The organism is Microcoleus sp. Pol12B3, assembly GCF_036701355.1.
Classification (GTDB): Bacteria; Cyanobacteriota; Cyanobacteriia; order Cyanobacteriales; family Microcoleaceae; genus Microcoleus.
Window position 1 is genome coordinate 24,560 of the sequence record NZ_JAUBQS010000015.1, and the last position, 20,639, is coordinate 45,198.

15 protein-coding genes are annotated in these 20,639 nt (G+C 45.9%); 10 read left to right on the top strand and 5 right to left on the bottom strand.

Going from position 1 to position 20,639, the window contains the following annotated elements:
• Positions 1-134 precede the first annotated feature (134 nt).
• Positions 135-569 (bottom strand): VOC family protein, encoded by a 435-nt coding sequence (locus tag QUA53_RS10095; protein ID WP_333096660.1) that lies wholly within the window; start codon positions 567-569, stop codon positions 135-137.
• Positions 570-763: 194 nt separating this feature from the next.
• Positions 764-1,273 carry a TIGR02652 family protein gene (locus tag QUA53_RS10100; protein ID WP_332957361.1) on the bottom strand — a complete coding sequence of 170 codons (510 nt, stop codon included), beginning with the start codon at positions 1,271-1,273 and terminating at the stop codon, positions 764-766.
• A gap of 106 nt (positions 1,274-1,379) precedes the next feature.
• On the opposite strand from QUA53_RS10100, the gene QUA53_RS10105 reads away from it, so the two are divergent.
• The 4 genes from QUA53_RS10105 (at position 1,380) to QUA53_RS10120 (ending at position 6,976) form a co-directional block, all read left to right on the top strand.
• Positions 1,380-1,925, top strand: a complete 546-nt coding sequence (locus tag QUA53_RS10105) for a gamma carbonic anhydrase family protein (protein WP_333096664.1) — start codon at positions 1,380-1,382, stop codon at positions 1,923-1,925.
• Between the two features lie 41 nt (positions 1,926-1,966).
• Positions 1,967-2,572 carry a Uma2 family endonuclease gene (locus QUA53_RS10110; RefSeq protein WP_333096666.1) on the top strand — a complete coding sequence of 202 codons (606 nt, stop codon included), beginning with the start codon at positions 1,967-1,969 and terminating at the stop codon, positions 2,570-2,572.
• 190 nt (positions 2,573-2,762) lie between these two features.
• Complete coding sequence (locus QUA53_RS10115; protein WP_333096668.1) at positions 2,763-5,219, top strand: GH116 family glycosyl hydrolase; 2,457 nt, start codon at positions 2,763-2,765, stop codon at positions 5,217-5,219.
• Positions 5,220-5,548: 329 nt separating this feature from the next.
• Entirely contained in the window at positions 5,549-6,976 is a 1,428-nt protein-coding gene (locus tag QUA53_RS10120; RefSeq protein ID WP_333096671.1) for a protein adenylyltransferase SelO family protein, read from the top strand.
• 80 nt (positions 6,977-7,056) lie between these two features.
• Here the strand turns inward: QUA53_RS10120 and QUA53_RS10125 are convergent, their stop codons facing one another.
• Positions 7,057-9,474, bottom strand: coding sequence for a tetratricopeptide repeat protein (locus QUA53_RS10125; protein ID WP_333096673.1), 2,418 nt, complete (start codon positions 9,472-9,474; stop codon positions 7,057-7,059).
• Entirely contained in the window at positions 9,431-11,629 is a 2,199-nt protein-coding gene (locus tag QUA53_RS10130) for a tetratricopeptide repeat protein (RefSeq protein ID WP_333096674.1), read from the bottom strand. Before QUA53_RS10130 ends, QUA53_RS10125 begins: the two co-directional genes overlap by 44 nt.
• Before the next feature lie 372 nt (positions 11,630-12,001).
• On the opposite strand from QUA53_RS10130, the gene QUA53_RS10135 reads away from it, so the two are divergent.
• The gene (locus QUA53_RS10135; protein ID WP_333096677.1) at positions 12,002-12,199 is read left to right on the top strand and encodes a hypothetical protein; all 198 of its coding nucleotides are present in this window, start codon (positions 12,002-12,004) and stop codon (positions 12,197-12,199) included.
• A 62-nt stretch (positions 12,200-12,261) separates the two neighbouring features.
• On the top strand, positions 12,262-13,647 hold the full coding sequence (gene mnmE, locus QUA53_RS10140) for a tRNA uridine-5-carboxymethylaminomethyl(34) synthesis GTPase MnmE (RefSeq protein WP_333096679.1): 1,386 nt from the start codon (positions 12,262-12,264) through the stop codon (positions 13,645-13,647).
• A 227-nt stretch (positions 13,648-13,874) separates the two neighbouring features.
• Here mnmE and QUA53_RS10145 read toward each other — a convergent pair whose 3' ends face one another.
• Positions 13,875-15,413, bottom strand: coding sequence for a SagB/ThcOx family dehydrogenase (locus tag QUA53_RS10145; protein ID WP_333096681.1), 1,539 nt, complete (start codon positions 15,411-15,413; stop codon positions 13,875-13,877).
• Between the two features lie 227 nt (positions 15,414-15,640).
• Between QUA53_RS10145 and QUA53_RS10150 the strand changes: the two genes are divergently transcribed.
• The 4 genes from QUA53_RS10150 to QUA53_RS10165 all read left to right on the top strand — a co-directional run bounded on the left by QUA53_RS10150 (position 15,641) and on the right by QUA53_RS10165 (position 20,510).
• A complete protein-coding gene (locus tag QUA53_RS10150) occupies positions 15,641-16,162 on the top strand; it encodes a pentapeptide repeat-containing protein (protein ID WP_333096683.1) in 522 nt (173 codons plus the stop codon).
• Between the two features lie 206 nt (positions 16,163-16,368).
• Positions 16,369-16,701 carry a hypothetical protein gene (locus tag QUA53_RS10155; RefSeq protein ID WP_333096685.1) on the top strand — a complete coding sequence of 111 codons (333 nt, stop codon included), beginning with the start codon at positions 16,369-16,371 and terminating at the stop codon, positions 16,699-16,701.
• Positions 16,702-16,734: 33 nt separating this feature from the next.
• On the top strand, positions 16,735-18,813 hold the full coding sequence (locus QUA53_RS10160) for a dynamin family protein (protein ID WP_333096686.1): 2,079 nt from the start codon (positions 16,735-16,737) through the stop codon (positions 18,811-18,813).
• A 14-nt stretch (positions 18,814-18,827) separates the two neighbouring features.
• Complete coding sequence (locus QUA53_RS10165) at positions 18,828-20,510, top strand: dynamin family protein (protein ID WP_333096687.1); 1,683 nt, start codon at positions 18,828-18,830, stop codon at positions 20,508-20,510.
• Positions 20,511-20,639 lie beyond the last annotated feature (129 nt).

A 20,639-nucleotide genomic window follows, 5' to 3' on the forward strand; every position in this document is an offset into this window, starting at 1 on the left:
TGAGTTAAAAATCTAGTAGATTTTATAAAAATATTGTTAAGTTGGTAGGAAACGTTATGAGGGATTAAGAGTAATAACTATTCTCAGTTTCCGATTGAGAAAGACAATGATTATCCATAGTCGTTAGTAATTAACTAATTAAGCCGCCGGATAAATTCTAAAGGCAAACCATCAGTATCGGCAATAAAAGCTACTTCGTAAACATTTTGCCCGATCGCCTGTTGAGTCGGTTCTAATAAAACTTTCAAAGCTTGAAACTGGTTTGGTTGGTCTTTAGCAGCTTCCTCAAACCGTTCTTTCAGAGACTGCAACCAACTAGGTAAGTCAGTTGTCGCGTCAGTTAAATCGAAAGATAAATGATAATATCCAACATAATGCTCGTCTCCAAAAGCATCCGGTGCGGGTTTTGGTTCCGGGATTTGAATTAGTTCGATGCGTCCGTTGAGACCTTCCATCCAACAGGCTAGGGTGTAACCTGTGGTAAAGCGATCGCTCACAGTAAATCCCAAATGTTCGTAAAAGGCGATCGCCCGGTGAATGTTAGCAGTGCGAATCGAGGCGTGGTGCATTCGATTTTAGATTTTAGATTTTAGATTTTAGATTTTAGAAGGGAAGTAGGAATTCCGGCTTGGGATTTTAGATTTTAGAGGGTAAATTCGTAATTCGGAATTAAAAACGGTCGCATCTTTAGCGCGAAAGCAATAGAGCCTTCTGCCCTCTTCCCTCTGCCCTCTTCCCTCTTCCTTCTTCCTTCTTCCTTCACTTATTCAAACAACCGAAAATAGGGATATCTAATCGGAACTCCCGGCTCTTTTTCCAAATCAAAATTAATCACTTCCCAGCAAGGGTCCTCTTGAGGATCGGGGCTAAAATCCACAGGCAAACCGTACAGCCTCGGCCGGGGCGATTCCGACTGACCGCGCCAAGGCGTGCTGCGTTCCAAATAAGCGCTGATTAAGTCTCGATAGCGTTGGGCAACGATCACGCGAGTTGCTCGGTAGCCTTGAGTATAAAGTCGATCGAGCGCCTCGTGAATTTCAAACCGAATCCCGTCCGGGTGGGTGTGCTGGCGATACCATTCACCCTCCCAGCGGCGCCAGTGCCGCCCAGACTGAAGGTGAACCAGTTCCCCCGTTTTTGGATCTGCCTCAAATGCCCCGTGACGCGGACACAAATAGGTATCCGTTAGCGTTAGAGCCGGAATTGTTTGGCGACAGTGGGGACACTGAATTTCCGGGCCAAACATCGGGTATTGCAAGGCAACTTCAATCATTTATTTGCGTCCCAGCATATTTTCTCTGCAAAAGTGCCAAATACTCTTATTATATCCCGTATCAACAACCAGCTAATCTGCTAGAAGTATAACGATCGACCAACAAATGAGCAATCTCAACGAACCTCTACCTGCACTTCCTTCCTATTGGCCCAGGCCAGATCTGTCCCAAGCGGCTTTTGTCGCTGAAGGCGCTGTTGTCATCGGCAGGGTAGAGGTGGCAGCGGGCGCTAGTATCTGGTACGGGGCGGTGGTGCGGGCGGATGTAGAGCGAATTGCGATCGGCTCAAGTACCAATATCCAAGATGGAGCAATTCTGCACGGCGATCCGGGGACGCCGACTGTTTTGGAAGATTTCGTGACAGTGGGGCACCGAGCCGTGATTCACTCAGCTTACATTGAACGGGGCTGCCTGATCGGGATTGGGGCGATCGTCCTCGATGGAGTCAGGGTGGGAACAGGCTCTATCGTCGGTGCAGGGGCTGTTGTCACCAAAGACGTTCCCCCTCACACGCTAGTTGCGGGAGTGCCTGCCAAACGCCTGCGGGATGTCTCTGAGGAAGAAGCTGCGGAGTTGGTGGAACACGCTAAGCGTTACGAAAAGTTGGCTTTGGTACACGCCGGGAAAGGTTCTGAGTTGGGATTTGGTTAGTTGATAGAATAAGATTTTTAGCAAAAAACTATTAGTTTCCAATGGCTTACACCGCGCCAAAAATCTTAACTTTTGCAACATTCCTCGATCGATATTGTGACAACTTCCGCTACGAACTCGCTGACGGAGAATTAGTTGACAGGGAACCCACAGGCCCGCACGAAACCGTCAGCGGTAAACTGGCAACTCAAATCGGCATCGCCATCGCAGCCGAAAAACTACCTTGGTTCATTCCGCGCGCTTGTTTTATCCGTCCATTTTCAGATGCAGCTACTGCCCGCCGTCCCGATATTGTCGTGTTAGATGAAACTGCTATTGTCAGCGAACCTCTTTGGGAAAGAGAACCTGTGATTACGCTGGGGCGATCTATTAAATTGGTGGTAGAAGTAGTCAGCACTAACTGGGAAACAGATTACGCCCGCAAAGTTGAAGAATATGCTCTTTTAGGAATTCCCGAATATTGGATCGTTGATTATCGCGGATTGGGAGGCATGGCTTTTATCGGTAAACCAAAACAACCTACTATCACCGTTTGCCAACAGATTGACGAAGAGTACGTGCAGCAACAATTTCGCCTGGGCGATCGGATTATTTCTCCTCTGCTAAAGAACTTGCAACTTCGGTTAGATGATATTCTGCCCCGTTAGGGGAATCGCCCAAGCGATTTTAGATTTTAGATGGGAGAATTGATGAAGCCTGCGAACCTGAAACCAATTGCTTTAGACCAACAATCAACAGTCAACAATATTCGGAAAAATCGGGATTTGTTCGAGCGATAAAAGTTGAAAATCAAATAAAAAAAATTGTAAAGCTCGATCGAGCGCTAAGATTAATCACATGAATAACGATCGCACATCCAATCCAAACATTCCCCCACAGGCCTGGAAACGTCCCATCGGCCTCGGTTGGGAAAATCCCTATACAGTCCGCTACGCAAGCAATCTAGACGACGGGCCCTGGCACGGAATGCCTTTGGGCGGATTCGGTGCCGGCTGCATAGGGCGATCGCCCCGCGGCGACTTCAACCTCTGGCACATTGACGGCGGCGAGCACATTTTTCGCAGTTTGCCCGCTTGTCAGTTCAGCGTTTTTGAAGAAACTCAAGGCAAGAAACAAGCTTTTGCACTGTCCACTGAACCGCCTACAGATGGCTGTTTATCTAGTTGGAAATGGTATCCTTGCGAAGGAAGAAGGAAGAAGGAAGAAGGAAGAAGGGAAGAAGAAGAAAGAACCGGGGAAGAGTCTAATTCTTCGGGGAGTTATCATGCTTTGTATCCGCGCAGTTGGTTTGTTTACGAAAATGTTTTTCAGGCTCAATTAAGCTGCGAGCAATTTTCGCCAATTTTGCCGAACAATTATCAGGAAAGCAGTTACCCAGTCGCCATGTTTGAATGGGTGGCACACAATCCTACAGATGCGCCGATCACTCTCAGCATCATGCTGACTTGGGAGAATATTGTTGGTTGGTTTACTAATGCCAATAAGTCGCCTAAAGTGATGGTGCGAGATGATGGTAGTCCATTTTATGACTATCAACCCCGGTGGGGAGAAAGTGCCGGAAATTTGAATTTGTTGGTGGAAGATTTTCACCGGATAGGTTGCGTCATGACCCGGTTGACTGCTGAGGACGAACCGCAAGAAGGGGATGGACAATGGGCGATCGCCACTATTACTAATCCGGCGGTAGAAGTATTCTATCAAACTCGCTGGAACCCGGCGGGGAATGGCGACGATATTTGGCGCAACTTTTCTGCTGAAGGTTTCTTGTTGGATGACAAAGACGAGACAGCCGCAGCAGCAGGAGAACAGTTGGCTTGTGCGATCGCAGTTCGCTTTACTCTTCGACCGGGAAAAACTCGCAAAATTCCCTTTATTATAGCTTGGGATTTGCCCGTTACTGAGTTTGCATCGGGAGTTTGGTATTACCGCCGCTATACAGATTTCTTCGGCCGTAACGGCAAAAATGCTTGGCCGATTATTCGCACTGCAATGAAGCATTCTGATACTTGGCGCGAAAATATTGAAGCTTGGCAAAAACCGATTTTAGAACGGAAAGATTTGTCAGATAGTTTTAAAATGGCGCTGTTTAACGAGTTATACGCCCTGACTGACGGCGGTACTCTTTGGAGTGCGGCTGACGAACGCGATCCAAAGGGTCAATTTGCAGTTTTGGAGTGCATTGATTACCGCTGGTACGAAAGTTTGGACGTGCGGCTTTACGGTTCTTTTGCTTTGTTGATGCTGTGGCCTGATTTGGAAAAGTCGGTGGTTTTAGCGTTTGCTAGGGCAATTTCTGCGGGAGACGATACGCCGAGAATTATTGGCTGGAATCAAGCTTCTGCTATTAGAAAAGCTGTCGGGGCGACGCCCCACGATTTGGGTGCTCCTAACGAACACCCTTGGGAAAAAACGAATTATACTAGCTATCAAGATTGCAATTTGTGGAAGGATTTGCCTTGCGATTTTGTGTTGCAGGTTTATCGTGACTTTTTATTGACTGGCGGCACAGATTGCGAGTTTTTGAAAGAGTGTTGGCCGGCAATTGTTGAGGCTTTGGCTTATCTGAAAACTTTTGATGAGGATGGGGACGGAATTCCCGAGAATTCTGGAGCACCCGATCAGACGTTTGATGATTGGCAAATGCGGGGGATAAGTGCGTATTGCGGCGGTTTGTGGTTGGCGGCGCTGGAGGCTGCGATCGCGATCGGCGAAATCTTGGAAGATGCAGCACCGGAGATAATTCCTAACCCTCAAGCAAAGATTGCATTATATCACAGTTGGCTGGTACAAGCAAGACCGAGCTATCAAGAAAAGCTGTGGAACGGTCAATATTACCGTTTGGACAGCGAGAGTAATTCCGAAGTGGTGATGGCTGACCAACTGTGCGGTCAATTTTACGCAAAACTGTTAGGATTGCCGGATATTGTGCCGCAGCAATGTGCAGTCAGCGCTTTAGAAACTGTGTACGATTCTTGCTTTTTGAAGTTCAACGATGGCGAGTTCGGTGCGGCAAATGGCGTGATGCTGAATGGTTCGCCGGAAAATCCGAATGCGACTCATCCTTTGGAAGTTTGGACGGGGATTAATTTTGGGCTGGCGGCTTTTTTGGTACAGATGGGGATGGAGGATAAAGCGTTTAAATTGACGGATGCAGTGGTGAAGCAGATTTATGAAAATGGCTTGCAGTTTCGCACGCCGGAAGCGATTACGGCGGGGGGGACTTTTCGGGCGAGTCACTATTTGCGGGCGATGGCAATTTGGGCAATTTACGGGGTGTTGACGAATTTTAAATAGGGAAAAAGGTATATTAGCTGGTGCATTCCACTAAACTTTTTAAAGTTTAATCCTTCCACCCAATTTTTAGCAAGGAAAACGGTTAATTTACCTATCAATAAAATTGACCGTAAAAATTTTTTGCGTTCGAGGAAGACATTAATGTTTCATGCTCAAATGTTAGCACAGCTAAAGTTTGAGCATGAAACAGCCGTGGGATGCGATGGAGAACGAACTCGGCTATAAATGAGGGAGACAAAGGGTATGAGGCAATTGTTGACACCAATGCAGTCCGCACCTTACCCGTATATAATTTGGAGCGATCGACAATTTCAAGATAAAATATAAAAATGTCAAATCCCTTACTTTCCCTCAACTACGAACCCGCCCTCGAATCTCTCGGTGGCGACTATTTTGATGAAGTCCCTGCTGCCGATTTTCCGCAGCACATTCTCCGCTTCCGCAATGACGAATTATTACGGAAATTGGGTTTAGACCCCGCACAAGTAACTGACCAACATTTTATCGAAGCGTTCGGCGAATTTCACTGCGTCCGTCCCTTTCTCGCACTCCGTTACCACGGCTATCAATTCAACGAATACAACCCGAATTTAGGCGACGGTAGAGGCTTTTTGTACGGCCAAGTTCGCGGCACTGACGGCAGACTTTACGACTTCGGCACTAAAGGTTCCGGCCGCACGCCCTACTCGCGGCACGCTGATGGTAGACTCACTCTCAAAGGGGGAGTTCGCGAAGTTTTAGCCGCCGAAGCTTTGCACCGGTTGGGAGTTCGGACATCTCGCTGTTTTAGTTTAGTTGAAACGGGCGAGGCTTTGTGGCGGGGTGATGAACCATCTCCGACGCGATCGTCCGTAATGGTGCGTTTTAGTCATTCTCACATTCGGTTTGGAACTTTTGAAAGATTGCACTATATCCGCCGCCCGGATTTAACTAAAAAACTTTTAGATTTTGTTATTGAATATTACTATCCAGAACTGCATTTAGAAGCAAGTAAAGCGGGTGTTTCGCCTGCTGAAAAATATGCGCTCTTCTATGCAGATTTAGTCAAGCGAGTAGCCGAATTAGTCGCTCAGTGGATGGCAGCAGGATTTTGCCACGCTGTGCTGAATACTGATAATATGTCGATTACTGGAGAAAGTTTCGATTACGGGCCTTTTGCTTTTATCCCAACGTACAAGCCGGAATTTACAGCAGCTTATTTTGACCATTACGGTCTGTATTGTTACGGCAATCAACCGTTTATTTGTAAGGGTAATTTAGAGAAGCTCCAGCAACCGCTAGCAGCCGCGATTTCTCAAGCTGATATGGATGCTGCTTTGGAAAAGTTTGGCGAGTATTATAATGCAGCTTATCGGCAGTTGATGCTAAATAGATTGGGATTTGAGGATTTGCCAGAGGCGGAAGGAGATGAGTTGTTGAAGGTGACAATTAAAATGCTGGCGGAGTCTCAAGTGGAGTATCACGATTTCTTTTTTGAACTGCGAAGGCAGTTCGATCGCACTTGGCGAGATGATGGTAGTCTAATTTTTGCTGAGGCGGAACCGGCAGACTTAATAGCACCTTGGCGGCAGTTTTATTATCACGTTTTGCAAAGTTTGTCGGCGGATGATATGGACCAAATGGCGGACAGGTTGCGGAAGCACAATCCCGAACAATCGCTGTTGAGGCCGACGATTGAGGCTGTGTGGGAGGCCATTGCTATTGAGGATAATTGGGAACCATTTTATGAGTTGGTGAAGAGACTTCAAAACTCTTAAAGGGAAGTGGGCATGGGGCGTGGGGCATTGTTGACTGTTGACTAATAACTAGCAACTAACAAGTGACAACTGACTAATGACTACTTGAGCTTTTCAATCTCAAATTGTGCATCTTTGTAACCGCCAGTAAGTCCTTGATCTAAAAACATTTTGCCGGCTTTTTCTAAATCGCTAATCGCTCCTGCTTTGTCTCCCAAGGAGCGGCGAACTATGCCTCTACCGTAGTAAGCAGCAGCATAATTCGGACTGATCCGAATAGCTTGCACGTAATCGGCGATCGCACTATTGTAATTCTTTAACTCCTGATAAATCTTAGCCCGATTGGCGTAAGCTTCAGCATTGTTGGGATTGAACCCGATTGCTGCTGTAAAATCTGCGATCGCCCCCTGGGCGTCACCCCCTGCGCTGCGAGCTAAAGCACGATTGTTATAAGCATTATAATCATTCGGATTCACTTTCAGCGCTTGAGTGCAATCGGCAATTGCTTTTGGATAATCCTTCAAATTTAAATAAGCAATACAGCGATTGTTGTAAGGAACCCCATCCTCATCGCTCAGCGAAATTGCCTGAGTGCAATCGTCAATTGCCGCTTGATGCGCTCCCAAATTCAACTGCGTACTGCAACGATTAGCGTAAGCATCTGCACTCTTCGGATCGATCGCAATTACCTGAGAATAATCCGCCAAAGATCCCTGATAATCTCCTAGGTGAAAGCGAGCTCTACCCCGACTGTAAAAAGCATCAACATTCTTAGCATCAAGTTTAATTGCCTCAGTATAATCTCCAATCCCGCCCTGCAAATCGCCGCTCCCAGCACGAGCCAACCCCCGCGAATGATAAGCTTTACCAAGGTTCGGCTGCAACCGAATTACTTCTGTAAAATCCTGAATAGCCATCTTGTAGTCTTGCAGTTCTAAATAAGTAACTCCTCTTTCATAATATGTATCAGCATCCTTGGGCTGGAGATTCAAAGCTTGAGTGTAATCCTCAATCGCCCCGCGCTTGTCGTTAAAATCGTGACGGGCTAGCCCGCGGTTAAAATAAGCAGGAACATATTTAGGATTGAGAGCGATAGCTTGAGAATAATCCGCAATTGCTTCTTGATATTTTTTTAAATCATAATTAGCATTACCGCGCTGGTAAAAACTTTCAGCATTTTTAGGATTCAATTGAATTGACTTATTAAAAGCCTGCAAAGCTGCCTCCGCATCTTTATTGCGAGACTTTTCTACTCCCTGTTCGTAATATTCCTTAGCTTTAATCGGATTCGGTCGGCTCCAATAACTAAATAGAAATATCAGAACTATTACCGCCCCTATGCCCGCCAAAATCAGCAACCAAAATCGACTTCCCAAACGTGAATAAAAACGATCGTCGGAAGACACTAAGCTGGGAGCAATACTTTTCTTGTGAGCGGTATTCACAGGCTCTTGGCGGTGTCTCAACTTGCTGAGAGCTACCAAAACTTCCTCGGCAGATTGATAGCGCTTGGCAAATTGGTGACAGACCATTTTGTCAATTATATTGGCTAATCCCACTGAACATTGAGATCGGTTTCGCCAAACAATTTCCCCCGTATGAGAAGGACTCGGATCTTGCAATTTTGGCAAATCCGTACCGGGTAAACCAGTGATAGCTTGGACTGCCATCATCCCGACTGCATAGAGGTCACTGCTAAATTGCGGGTTGCCTTGAAATTGTTCGATCGGCATATAAGCCGGAGTTCCCGTAGCAATGGTGCGCGGAAATTCTGTATCGTAGTCACTGACGTGACTTGCAACTTCTTTAACGGAGCCGAAGTCAATTAAAACTAATTTGCCGTCTGGTTTGCGGCGGATTAAGTTGGAGGGATTAACATCGCGGTGAATCACTCCCTGAGAGTGTACGAAGGCGAGAACTTGTAACACTTCTTGCAACAGATCCAGCACTCGTTCTTCTCGCCAAGGTTGACCGGCCACAATTTCCCTATTTAGGGCGTGTCCGGGTACAAACTCTTCGACGAGGTAGAACTGATTGGCTTCTTCAAAATAAGCTAGTAAAAATGGAATTTGATCGTGTTTTCCCAGCTTTTCTAATATTTCTGCTTCTTGTTTAAATAAGCGATAAGCTGTTTTGAGAACTGTGGAAGTGTTGCTCGGAGGGCGCAGTTGTTTGACTACACATTGAGGGTGGCCAGGGCGGCGAGTATCGACAGCTAAATAAGTTTGTCCGAAAGCTCCTGAACTGAGAATTTGCACTACGCGATAACGCCTGTCTAACAGTTGACCAACCATGTTCATATCTATAATTGAGAATTGGTAACGGGGATGGGGTAATTTGGAATTGGTGACGGGAAGTTGGTAACGGGAAGTTGGTAATTTGGAATTGGTAATTGGGTCTTCTTGTTTCTTCCTTTTTCCTTCTTCCTTCTGCCTTTTTTCTTCTTTTTTTAACATCTGAATGGTGACTAATAGTTTATTTAGGGTCGTTGATTTGTGATTGTGCGTTTTGGAAACCATCGGCTCTTCCTTGTTCTAGAAACAAGGTTGCAGCTTTCTGAAAATCCTCGATCGCCCCGGTACGGTCTTTGAGTTGGCGGCGGACGAGGCCTCGGCTGTAAAAAGCGCTAGCATTGTTGGGGTTGAGCCGCAGCGAGTGAGCGAAATCCTCAACGGCTAAGGGGTAATTTTTTAGTTCTGAGTAAATAGTACCGCGATTGCTGTAAGCTACTGCATCGCTGGGATTGAGCCGAATTGCTTGAGTAAAATCTTCTAAAGCTCCCTGCTTGTCTCCCGAAGCCGATCGAGCTAATCCTCGATTGCTGTAGGCTTTGGGATTGTTGCCGTTGAGTCCGATCGTCAAACTGCAATCTTCGCTGGCTTTTTGAAATTGTTTTAAATTCAGATAAGCAACGCAGCGGTTGTTGTAAGCTGCTTCATCTTTTGGATCGAGGCGAATTCCTTCGGTGCAATCTGCAATCGCTTTGTCGTAGGTGGCCAAATTCAAGTAAGCGCTGCACCGATTGGTATAAGCATCAGCGAGATCTGGTTGCAATTCGATCGCCTTAGTATAATCTTCCATCGCTCCTTGATAATCTGCCAGATTAAACCGTGCTCGACCGCGACTGTAGTATACGCCAGCTTGTTTGGGACTAATTTGAAGGGCTTGAGTAAAATCTGCCATTGCTCCTGTTTTGTCGCCTGCAGCCGATCGAGCTAAACCCCGATTGCTGTAAGCTGTAGCATCGTTGGGACTGAGCCGAATTGCTTGAGTGTAGTCTTCAATTGCCGTGCGGTAGTCGCCCAAATCGTAGTAGGCTAAACCCCGCTGAGAGTATGCCTCACCGTCGCTGGGATTGAGTCGCACTACTTGGGTGAAATCTTCCACTGCCCCCCGCTTGTCCCCGATGTCGAGGCGGGCCATACCTCGATTGTAGAGAGCTTTGGTGTGGTTAGGATTGACTTTAATTGCTTGCGTGTAATCCTGTATTGCTTGCTCGGTTGCGCCCATGTCGTAGCGAGCGTTTGCCCGCTTGTAGTAAGTTTCCGCGTCGCTGGCATTCAGGGCGATCGCTTGAGTATAATCGGCGATCGCGCCTGTTGTGTCACCTTGCTGCGCCTTGGTAACGCCGCGGGCTAACAATTCTTTTGCCCTCGCGGGACTTTGACTCTGCCACAAGTAAATTATCAGTGCCGTGAGGATGAAAGCTGCCGCTGTGGCAACCAAAAGCAGCAGTTTGGTTTGGCTTTGTCTTCGCGGTTGACTCATAGCGTGCGTGATGATAGTGGCTGGCGGCGGCTCAACCTCCAATTTTACGGCGATTTGTTGGAGGTCTGCTAAAACTTCGGCGGCCTCCTGATAGCGTTCCTCGCAGTCGGGGCGCACCATTCGATCGATAATATCTGCTAGGGCAGGTGAACAAGTTGCCCGGTTTCTCCAGGGAATTTGGTTTTTGTTGCTTTTTAAGGCACTCAATTCGTTGGGTGAGAGTCCCGTCACGGCAAGCTGAGCGATCGTACCTAGAGCGTAAAGGTCGCTATTGTACCGGGGGTTGCCGTTCAATTGCTCGATCGGCACGTATAACTCCTGGGCCCCCAAATCCTGCTTTTTTGCCTCATGCCGTTTAACAGAATTCGGTGAAGTTTGCGACAACAAATGACAGTTAGCAAGTTCCGGGTTAATTTCTTTGTCTAAGCTAAAGTCTACCAATACAAATTTGCCGTCTGACTCGCGCCGGATCGCTCTGTCTGGTTGAATTCTGCGGTGAATGAAACCTTTCTCGTGTATGAACACCAAAATTTCTAATATTTCTGATAGCAGACCAATTACTTGGTCTTCATCCCAAGGTTGACCGGGTATTAGTTCTTGACTTAAAGGTGAGCCGGCAATAAATTCTTCAATTAAGTATAAACTTTGATTTTCCTCAAAATATGCCAATAATTCGGGAATTTTGTCGTGTTTTCCCAATTTTTCAATTATTTCGGCGTTTCTTTGAAATATAACTTTGACTAATTCTGGAGTTTGCGAACTTGTGCCGGGTAGCCGCATTTCTCTAACCGTGCATTGCGGATACCCGGGACGGTGAGTATCTGCTGCTAGATAAGTTTTTCCCACCTCACTTGAGTCTGTGACTTTAATGATGCGGTAACGTCTGTCTAGAAGTTGACCAATCATGCTTTGCCCTCTACCCTGTCAATGTTCCATTATCGCATGAAATCAGAATAGCCAAAATATTTGGCTGAGTAATTTAAGTACGATCGAGCCGTGACTCCCACCCAAAAACGGATAGTTGCTTTCCCACAGGAGTCGTTAGCCTCCCCAAATTTTAGACCAGAGTTGAATATCCCCGATTGATCTGTGGAGTCAATCTAAAATCTCAAATCTCAAATCTCAAATCGACTGACTGAGCAAACGGGTGATGGGAATGGCGAGCCAAGTCCAGCGGTGTAGCCACGCTCTTCTAATATCTTAGAAAAAAAATGCTGAAATTGTTTATCCTCTCAATGAAAACTGTATAATTTAACAACCGGGGCAGAGGTGGCTCAAATGAACGTACAACTGGTTGAATCCCTAATTCAAGTTATCCTGTGTCTCGAAGCCTGCGAGCAATTAGCGATCGCAGGAAAAAGATTAAAAAATCTACCTTGGCTTTTGACTCAGAAACTCGTGCAGCTTGGCCAAAAGGGCGGGAATTTAATTTTTTTGAATGACGAACCAGAAATTTATATCCTCGAATACCGATAAGCAATTGCCTGATACTCAACAACAGGAGATTGAGAGAACTTTTAAATGTGTGAACAATAAAAATGTCTGAATCATTAACAAAAGGAGGAACGATCGCAGCGATCGCCACTGCCATAGTTCCCCAACAAGGCAGCGTCGGCATTGTGCGAGTTTCCGGTTCCGCAGCCTTAAAAATTGCCGAAACTCTGTTTTGCGCCCCAGGACGGCAAATATGGGAGTCTCACCGCATTCTTTACGGCCACATCCGCCGCCCCAAAACTCAAGAATTAGTCGATGAAGCTTTGCTGCTAATCATGAAAGCACCGCGTTCTTTTACTCGCGAAGATGTGGTGGAATTTCACTGTCACGGCGGCATTATGGCCGTGCAGCAAGTCTTGCAGTTATGTTTGGAAAATGGGGCGAGATTGGCCGCGCCGGGAGAGTTTTCGCTGCGGGCTTTTTTGAACGGGAGGCTGGATTTAACTCAAGCTGAAAGTATTGCAGATTTGGTGGGAGCAAAATCGCCCGCTGCTGCACAAAGTGCTGTGGCTGGTTTGCAAGGAAAATTAGCGCAGCCAATTCGCAAATTGAGAACAACTTGTTTGGACGTGCTGGCAGAAATTGAGGCGAGAATTGATTTTGAGGAAGATTTGCCGCCTTTAGATGAAGCTAAAACTTCTTTGGAAATAAATCATGTTTTGGAGGAATTGTCAACAATTTTGGCAACCGCAGATCGCGGAGAACTGTTGAGAACTGGTTTGAAAGTAGCGATTGTTGGGCGGCCGAATGTGGGAAAATCGAGTTTGTTGAATGCGTGGAGTAAGAGCGATCGCGCGATCGTCACGGATTTGCCAGGTACGACGCGGGATGTGGTAGAGTCGCAGCTAGTTGTGGGCGGCATTCCGGTGCAGGTGCTCGATACTGCCGGCATTCGAGAAACCGAAGACAAGGTAGAAAAAATTGGCGTTGAGCGATCGCGCGCAGCCGCAAAACAAGCCGATTTAGTGTTGTTGACAATTGACGCGGAATCTGGCTGGACAGAGGAAGATTTGGAAATTTACGAACAAGTAAAGCACCACCAGCTAATTATAATTATCAATAAAATCGACCTAGTAAACACCATGCCTGAACTACCTTTTTCCACTGAAATTTACCGTATAGTTACCACAGCCGCCGCCCTAGATCGAGGCATAGAAGACTTAGAAACCGCAATTTTAGATGCCATCAGCGGTGGGAATTTACAAGCAGCAAACTCAGATTTAGCAATCAACCAGCGGCAAGCAGCGGCGTTAACCAAAGCTAAAATTTCTCTGGAACAATGTACAGATACTATTAGCAACAAATTGCCTTTAGATTTCTGGACAATAGATTTGCGCGGGGCAATTCAAGCATTGGGGGAAGTTACGGGTGAAGAAGTGACAGAATCAGTGCTCGACAGAATATTTAGCAGGTTTTGCATTGGCAAATAGTCATAGGAAAAGAGTAAATTAAATAGGTAAGCTGTCTCGAATTTAAGTTGTATTTTTAGGGCGGGCGGGACGCCCACCCCACAATAATTTCACTCTTTGTGGAACAGGCATCTTGCCTGTTCTTGAGAATGGTGTAAGATGTTAATTTCATCAAACTTGACTGTAAAATTTAGATGCGCCTGGGCTTAGTGAAGCAATACTACTGACAAATAACAACTAAGTCATTCTTACGATCGAGGTCTTCCCAGACTTGTAATATAAAGCACAGCCTCACCCGCCGGAATACCTAGAACGTCATTGACGCGATCGTCAAAAAAGCCCGCGATACCGCTGACACCCAAACGCAGTTGCATAGCTGCTAAATTCAACCGCTGGCCCAAATGACCCGCGTCCATGTGCAAATAGCGGTAAACTCGATCGCCATATTTTGCTACAGCCCTGTTCAAATCCGCCGTGTGAAATAACAGCGCCCCTGCATCTCTGCCCAAGTCTTGCCCCAAACACAAAAAATGCAATTCCCGGCGGAAATTTTTAAACCGAATTTGCCGCAATTCTTGAGCTTTCGGAGCGTAATAGTAACAGCCTTCTTCTAACCCATTCACTCCCGAAACAGCAATAAAAGTCTCGATCAAACTTAGATCGAAATAGTCTGGAGAACCGTCTAACCCTTGGTCGATATAGTGCTGGGGCTGGTAAGTAAAATCGAGCATAGCTAGCAGTTCGCCCAAGCTCAAAGAAGCACCTGTATAAGCACGGGTAGAACGTCTTTTTAGCATAGTATTTTCTAAACTTTCCAGGTTCACTCCCCAAGGAATCGAAGGAGTGACCGTCGAAACTTTAGTACAAAATGGAAAGTTATATTTATCCTCTAATTCCCCTTCACTTTCATCAAGTTTCCAGCCGTCACATCCGGTAGGGTCTGCTTCTAAATGCGTGGCTTTGTGGAGGTATTTTAACAGTTGACCGTCGGAAATTTTAGGGTAATCGGTGGTGGTGTTTCCGGGCAAAGCTGTTTTAAATTTAGGCAAGTTTTGGTCAATATCTAGCAAGTCGGCTAAAGCAACTACACAAATAGCTCCTTCTTGCTCCGAGTCAATGTACAGTAATTCATTGACAGCTTCGTCGGCGAATCCTCCAATTAGGTGAGGTCGGTAATCGTTGACGGCGCAAGCTAACTCGATATTGCTCAATAAATGACCGGTGTCTAGAAAAATTCGCCGATAAGCTCGGTCTTCGTAACGCCAAGAAGAACGGAAAAAAACAGTGGTAATGGCGATCGCCAATTGGGTATTTTCTAGTGCTGGCGACTGGAAACAAGCTGCTTGCAATGCCGGCCAAACTTGACTGTCCCAAAAATGAACAAGTGAATGAGTTCTGCACTGATAGTTGTACAGTCCGGCCGGCAACTGGGCAGTGCCGCGGGAAATTAAATAAACCTCTGCTGGGTAGAGTCCACCCGCCGACGGTGCAGATCGCAAATACAGGTAGCTGTCGTCTACCGTCTGCACTTTCGCCGTCAACCCGTAGCTGCACAGCAACAAGCTGGATAACCGATGCCACCAAGCGGCATCGGACTCGGCATCGGCATCCTCCGAGGGGTCTTTTAGATAAGGCTTGAGGTCAAAATACGCTCCAATTTTATATTCTTTGAAAGGCACAGGTTGCTCTGTCCAATCTAGCTGTTTGCTTTTGGCGGCAATGGTTTCAGGGTCGTATTTTGTCCGTTCGTGGTAGTGCTGAGCAATGGAGAGAGGAAGTTCTGGCATATTTCAGTAGAGGATTCGCTTTGGTTTCTCGATCGATCTTGACATTACTAACCGCTTAGTGGTTGAGCAAGGCAGAAATTTACAAATATAAAAAAAATCTTAGAAAAAATGCGACTGTTGTTACACAAGCTTAACATAATAAGAGACATAAGTATAAATACGCAGAAAAAAAACCATTAATTACTGTTATGGATTGGCTGCAGTAGCTGTCGTCATGAGGAATGAAAATGCAAAAGCTAAGCGCTGAGGAATTGCTTGCTCAGTATGCTGAGGGCGAGCGAAACTTTAACGCCGTTGACTTAAGTGAACACAACTTGTTTCAAGCAGATTTAACAGAAATAAATCTTTCTGGTAGCATTCTGAGGCGAGCTTATTTGCCCTACGGAAATTTGACTCAAGCCAATCTTTATAAAACAGATTTGCAAGATGCTGAATTGGGCGACATTCAACTTTATCAAGCTAACTTGTCGGAAGCAACTTTATCAAGAGCAAACTTATCAAGAGCAAATTTGCGTCACGCCAATTTGCAAGGTGCTAATTTGCAGAAAGCCAATTTGCAAGGTGCGGATTTGTACAATGCAGATTTGACAAATGCCGATTTGAGATATGCGGATTTGAGCCGAGCTAATTTGGAGAAAGCAAAGTTAAGCAAAGCTCAATTAGCGGGATGCAACTTATTTCGATCGCGCTTGGTTGATTTGTCGGAAGCGGAGTGCGATCGCACGACTATCGGGCCCGAAGGGTATTGATGATTTGCAGCGGCTAGTCTAGGGCCTAGGGCGATCGGCTTAATTAGTCATGAAGCGTAGCTATCCCGTAGGGAATCGCCCTTTTTAAAATTTCTTAACATTTCTAGACACAGCGGAAAATGTGAGTTACAGTCATAGAGAACTTATCGCTCCCCAACATTGACAATAAATAACACATTTTTCTAGGGGAAAACAGGCTAAAATTTATGAATTCTCCCGACAAAAAAGCCAGAGAACTCCGGCACAAAGAACAAGAACTGCGGAAGCGAGAACAAGAACTTCGGCTCCGCGAACTAGAAGCCGAAATCGACCGCTCAGTGCCCGAACATATAACAAGCAAGTACCAAGAACCCGACAGCCAAGCTAAGGGCAAACTCAAACAGTGGCGCAGAAAAATTATAGCAGCAGCTCAATTTACAGGCATTGTCATTGCTGTTGTTGTTGCAGTTCGCATAGCATCTTGGCTGGCAGCCGCCCTGATAGTGGGAGGCATTGCTTTGATAGCTTACAAAATGTTTATTGAAGAAGACAGAAGTTGAAAAGCCCAAGCCGGGAAATATTAGGAAATACCCATGAACCTTAAAGTAGAAACTAGCAACTTTCTCAACGATTTAGAGCGCGTAGCCGCCGTCCGCCGAGAAATTGCCGCTCGCCTCAGCAACATCGCGACAGCCATCAACCTATCAGAATTAGCAGCAGGAGAAGCATCGGGAAAACTCGGTTTAGAAACAGAAAACGCTGACATCAATGTCGCCAGTAAAAACTTGCGCCAAGGAGTTTTTCGGCTGCTAGTGCTAGGCGACATGAAACGCGGAAAAAGCACTTTTCTCAATGCGTTAATCGGCGAAAACTTACTGCCCAGCGATGTAAATCCCTGTACAGCTTTGCTGACGATTTTGCGCTACGGTTCAGAAAAAAAAGTTACCGTTTATTTCAATGACGGCAAAAGCCCCAAACAGCTAGATTTTAAAAGTTTTAAACAGAACTACACAATTGACCCCGCTGAGGCAAAACGCTTAGAAGAAGAAAAGAAACCAGCATTTCCAGATATAGATTGTGCCGTAGTAGAATATCCCTTACCTTTGCTGGAAAAAGGCATAGAAATAGTAGACAGTCCCGGACTGAACGATACAGAAGCCCGCAACGAATTATCTCTCGGTTATATCAACAACTGCCACGCTATTTTGTTTGTACTCAGGGCAACTCAGCCTTGCACAATGGGTGAAAGACGCTATCTAGAAAATTACATCAAAAATCGCGGATTGAGCATTTTCTTTCTGATTAATGCTTGGGATCAAGTGCGAGAAAGTTTGATTGACCCGGATGATCCTGAAGAATTGGCAGAAGCCGAAGCGAAACTGCGGCGGGTTTTTCAAGCTAATTTGGCTGAATATTGTTTAACAGAAGGGCACGATATTTACGACGAGCGAGTGTTTGCAATTTCCTCAATTAAGGCACTCAGGTTGCGGATGAAAAACCCGGATGCTGATTTGGCAGGAACTGGTTTTCCCGAGTTTATGGCTGCACTGAATACGTTTTTAACCCAGGAAAGGGCGATTTCGGAATTGCGTCCGGCGAGGACTTTGGCGCGTCAAATTTCTGCTCGCGTCCGCGAAGCTGTTGGGCGCAGATTACCATTACTCGATCGCGATGTCAATGAGTTGAAGGAAAAGATTAATTCAGTTGAGCCGGAGTTTAAAAAGCTGACTCACATTCGCGATGAATTTCAACAAGAAATTATCGAAGTTAGAGATACTAAATCGCGGGCGATCGCAGATTCTTTCCGCGCCTACGTTCTCATCTTAGAAAATACCTTTGAAACAGATTTTTTGCGGTATCAACCGGATCTGAAATTTCTGGATTTCTTCAGCCAAGGCAAGCGAGAAGCCTGTGAAGCATCGCTAAAACGAGCATTAGAGCAGTACATCAACGACAAATTAGCAGCTTGGACTCTCACAGCAGAACAAGAGATGAATTCCGCATTTTCGCAGCTATCGAAAAGTGCGGCAAATTACGGAGCATCTTACACGAAAGTGACGGAAAAAATTACCGAAAAACTGACTGGGCAAAAAATACCCGCAGCAGTCAGCAACTCAAACGAAGATAACTCGCCCGCTTGGGCAAAATGGGCGATGGGATTGTTCTCCTTAACGACCGGAAATCTGGCGGGCGTAGCAATGGCAGGAGCGGGTTTTGATTGGAAAAATATCCTGCTTAATTTAATCACTGTGTTAAGCGTTAGTACAATTCTTGCTAGTTTGACGGGGATTGTTTTGGGACCGCTGTACTTGGCTTTATTGGGGATGGGTGTTGGGTTTTTGCAAGCAGACGGAGCTCGCAAAGAGTTGGTGAAAGCCGCGAAAAAAGAGCTGGTGAAATATCTGCCGCAGGTGGCTCAAGAGCAGTGGCAGCCGATTCACGATGCTGTGAAAGAGTGCTTTGATGTTTACGGGCGGGAAGTGGGCGATCGCATGAATGCTGATATTAATTCCCGGAAAGCTGAGTTAGATAATTTGCTGGAACAAAAGGAATCTCGCGAGATTAATTGTCAGGCTGAATCTGAGCGGTTGAAAAAATTGGAGGCTGATGTTTATGCTGAGTCGCAGAGTATTGAATCGCTATATCAAGCTTTCCTAGCATCCGCTAAATGAAATAAAACAGCAATATGCCACAACCCGAAATTTATCAAAACCTGACCGACTATCTCAAATCAGCACTCGGTATTCTCGAACTAGACAAAAACTCTCAACTGTATCGAGATACCACCTCAATTTGCGACTATCTCGCCAAACCAACTTTTCAAATTGCTGTCTTTGGCCCGTTTAATTACGGCAAGTCAACTTTGCTCAATGCAATGCTTGGAAATCGTGCTTTGCCGATCGACCTTGTGCCCACTACGGGTGCTGCCATTTATGTCAACTACGGCGAGGAATTGCGCGCAAAAATTACCCTGAAAGACGGTACGGAAGTTAGCGAACCGGGGACTGATGTGTTGAAACGCTATGCCATCCTTGACGACGCCAGACAAATGCGGGATGATGTGGCCGCCGTGAATGTTTACTGTCCCCATCCATTCCTGAAAACAGGTGTGGAATTGCTGGATTTACCGGGAACCAACGATCGGGAAGAACAGGATAATTTGGTTCGGGATAAATTGGTAACGGCTGATTTGGTTGTGCAGGTTTTAGATGCTCGCAAATTGATGACTTTAGGGGAACGAGAGAACTTGAGAGATTGGTTGAGCGATCGCAACATCAACACTGTAGTCTTTGTTGCCAATTTTCTCAATCTACTCGAACCCGACGACCAAAAACAAGTTTACAATCGCTTGTTGTTTGTTGCCGAAAGTTTTCGCTCCAACTTGCCGAACAATATCAGCAATATCTACCGCGTCGATGCTTTGCCGGCTTTGAGGGCGAGGCTGAAAGGAGATGTGGGGGCCGCCCAAACTACAGGAATTGCCGCGTTTGAATCGGCTTTGCAAAGTATTGTGGCAGCTCAACAGGAACAACTAGCAGTTAAGTTGCCCAGAATAGAAGCTATAGCTACTAAAATTTGCCAATCTCTCCGAGCCAAAGCTGAAGCTGTCAGCGCAGAAATAGCCGCAGCTCAAAAAAAGCACAAAGACAAAATTGAAATTAAACAAAAAGCTGAAAAATTGATATCAAAAGGCTTTCAAGCCAGCGTTTCCGACTTCGAGATTTGGCTTTACCAGCCCACTCTGTTGCAGCGGTATCAATCAGAGATGGCCCTGTCGCTCCAGGAAGGGAGTTTTGATGCGTGGAACCTAAAATTTCAGCGAGAGGTCTTACATCAGCAGCAAACGATCGCAGAATGGGTAAATAAAGCTTGTGAATTCTTTGAGAAAGAACAGCCGATCGCACTTTTGATTTCCTTTCCTCCAGCCCCGCAAGTCAGTTTACCGGAGCCGCCACCACCTCCAGCTCAAAAGTCGAACGACAGCGAAGTGGCTCCAGTGGCGATCGCCACCGGCTTAGGTTGGCTGTTGGGCGGGCCTGTGGGAGCCGCAGTAGTTGGCGGTGCTAGCTATATTTTGAATAAAAGAACTGGGTATGAAAAGCCGGCTGAATCGTCAGAAGCTTATCTAAATCAAGTAAAGGAAATTTGCAACGAGTCTGCTAAAAACTATCTCGCTCGCTTCAGCACCGATACTTTTTCCATGCTGCAACACTACAAGGAAATCGCCGGAAAAGTAATCTGTTTTCAAGACAGCAAAGAGCCCCTACAGACAAATATTCAGCAATACCAGATACAGTTAATCAATAATTTGTTAGAAAATATCGAATCCAGCCTTCAAATGACCAAATCTGTAATTAACGGCAAATGATCCGAACCGACCTGAGGGCTAGTATTAATTTTTAAAATACCAATTTCTTTGCAGAGTATAAAGCGATTGAATGGAATATCAATCAGAAGCATAAACGTCTGTCAAGTCGGTAAAAACTGAGATGTTAGA

Excerpts from the sequence above, each read along its gene's own strand:
- QUA53_RS10165 (WP_333096687.1), top strand. The coding sequence starts at position 18,828 with ATGCCACAACCCGAAATTTATCAAAACCTGACCGACTATCTCAAATCA.
- QUA53_RS10130 (WP_333096674.1), bottom strand. The coding sequence starts at position 11,629 with ATGATTGGTCAACTTCTAGACAGACGTTACCGCATCATTAAAGTCACA.
- QUA53_RS10095 (WP_333096660.1), bottom strand. The coding sequence starts at position 569 with ATGCACCACGCCTCGATTCGCACTGCTAACATTCACCGGGCGATCGCC.
- QUA53_RS10110 (WP_333096666.1), top strand. The coding sequence starts at position 1,967 with ATGGCTTACACCGCGCCAAAAATCTTAACTTTTGCAACATTCCTCGAT.
- QUA53_RS10100 (WP_332957361.1), bottom strand. The coding sequence starts at position 1,273 with ATGATTGAAGTTGCCTTGCAATACCCGATGTTTGGCCCGGAAATTCAG.
- QUA53_RS10120 (WP_333096671.1), top strand. The coding sequence starts at position 5,549 with ATGTCAAATCCCTTACTTTCCCTCAACTACGAACCCGCCCTCGAATCT.
- QUA53_RS10115 (WP_333096668.1), top strand. The coding sequence starts at position 2,763 with ATGAATAACGATCGCACATCCAATCCAAACATTCCCCCACAGGCCTGG.
- QUA53_RS10125 (WP_333096673.1), bottom strand. The coding sequence starts at position 9,474 with ATGGTTTCCAAAACGCACAATCACAAATCAACGACCCTAAATAAACTA.
- mnmE (WP_333096679.1), top strand. The coding sequence starts at position 12,262 with ATGTCTGAATCATTAACAAAAGGAGGAACGATCGCAGCGATCGCCACT.
- QUA53_RS10155 (WP_333096685.1), top strand. The coding sequence starts at position 16,369 with ATGAATTCTCCCGACAAAAAAGCCAGAGAACTCCGGCACAAAGAACAA.
- QUA53_RS10160 (WP_333096686.1), top strand. The coding sequence starts at position 16,735 with ATGAACCTTAAAGTAGAAACTAGCAACTTTCTCAACGATTTAGAGCGC.
- QUA53_RS10145 (WP_333096681.1), bottom strand. The coding sequence starts at position 15,413 with ATGCCAGAACTTCCTCTCTCCATTGCTCAGCACTACCACGAACGGACA.
- QUA53_RS10135 (WP_333096677.1), top strand. The coding sequence starts at position 12,002 with ATGAACGTACAACTGGTTGAATCCCTAATTCAAGTTATCCTGTGTCTC.
- QUA53_RS10150 (WP_333096683.1), top strand. The coding sequence starts at position 15,641 with ATGCAAAAGCTAAGCGCTGAGGAATTGCTTGCTCAGTATGCTGAGGGC.
- QUA53_RS10105 (WP_333096664.1), top strand. The coding sequence starts at position 1,380 with ATGAGCAATCTCAACGAACCTCTACCTGCACTTCCTTCCTATTGGCCC.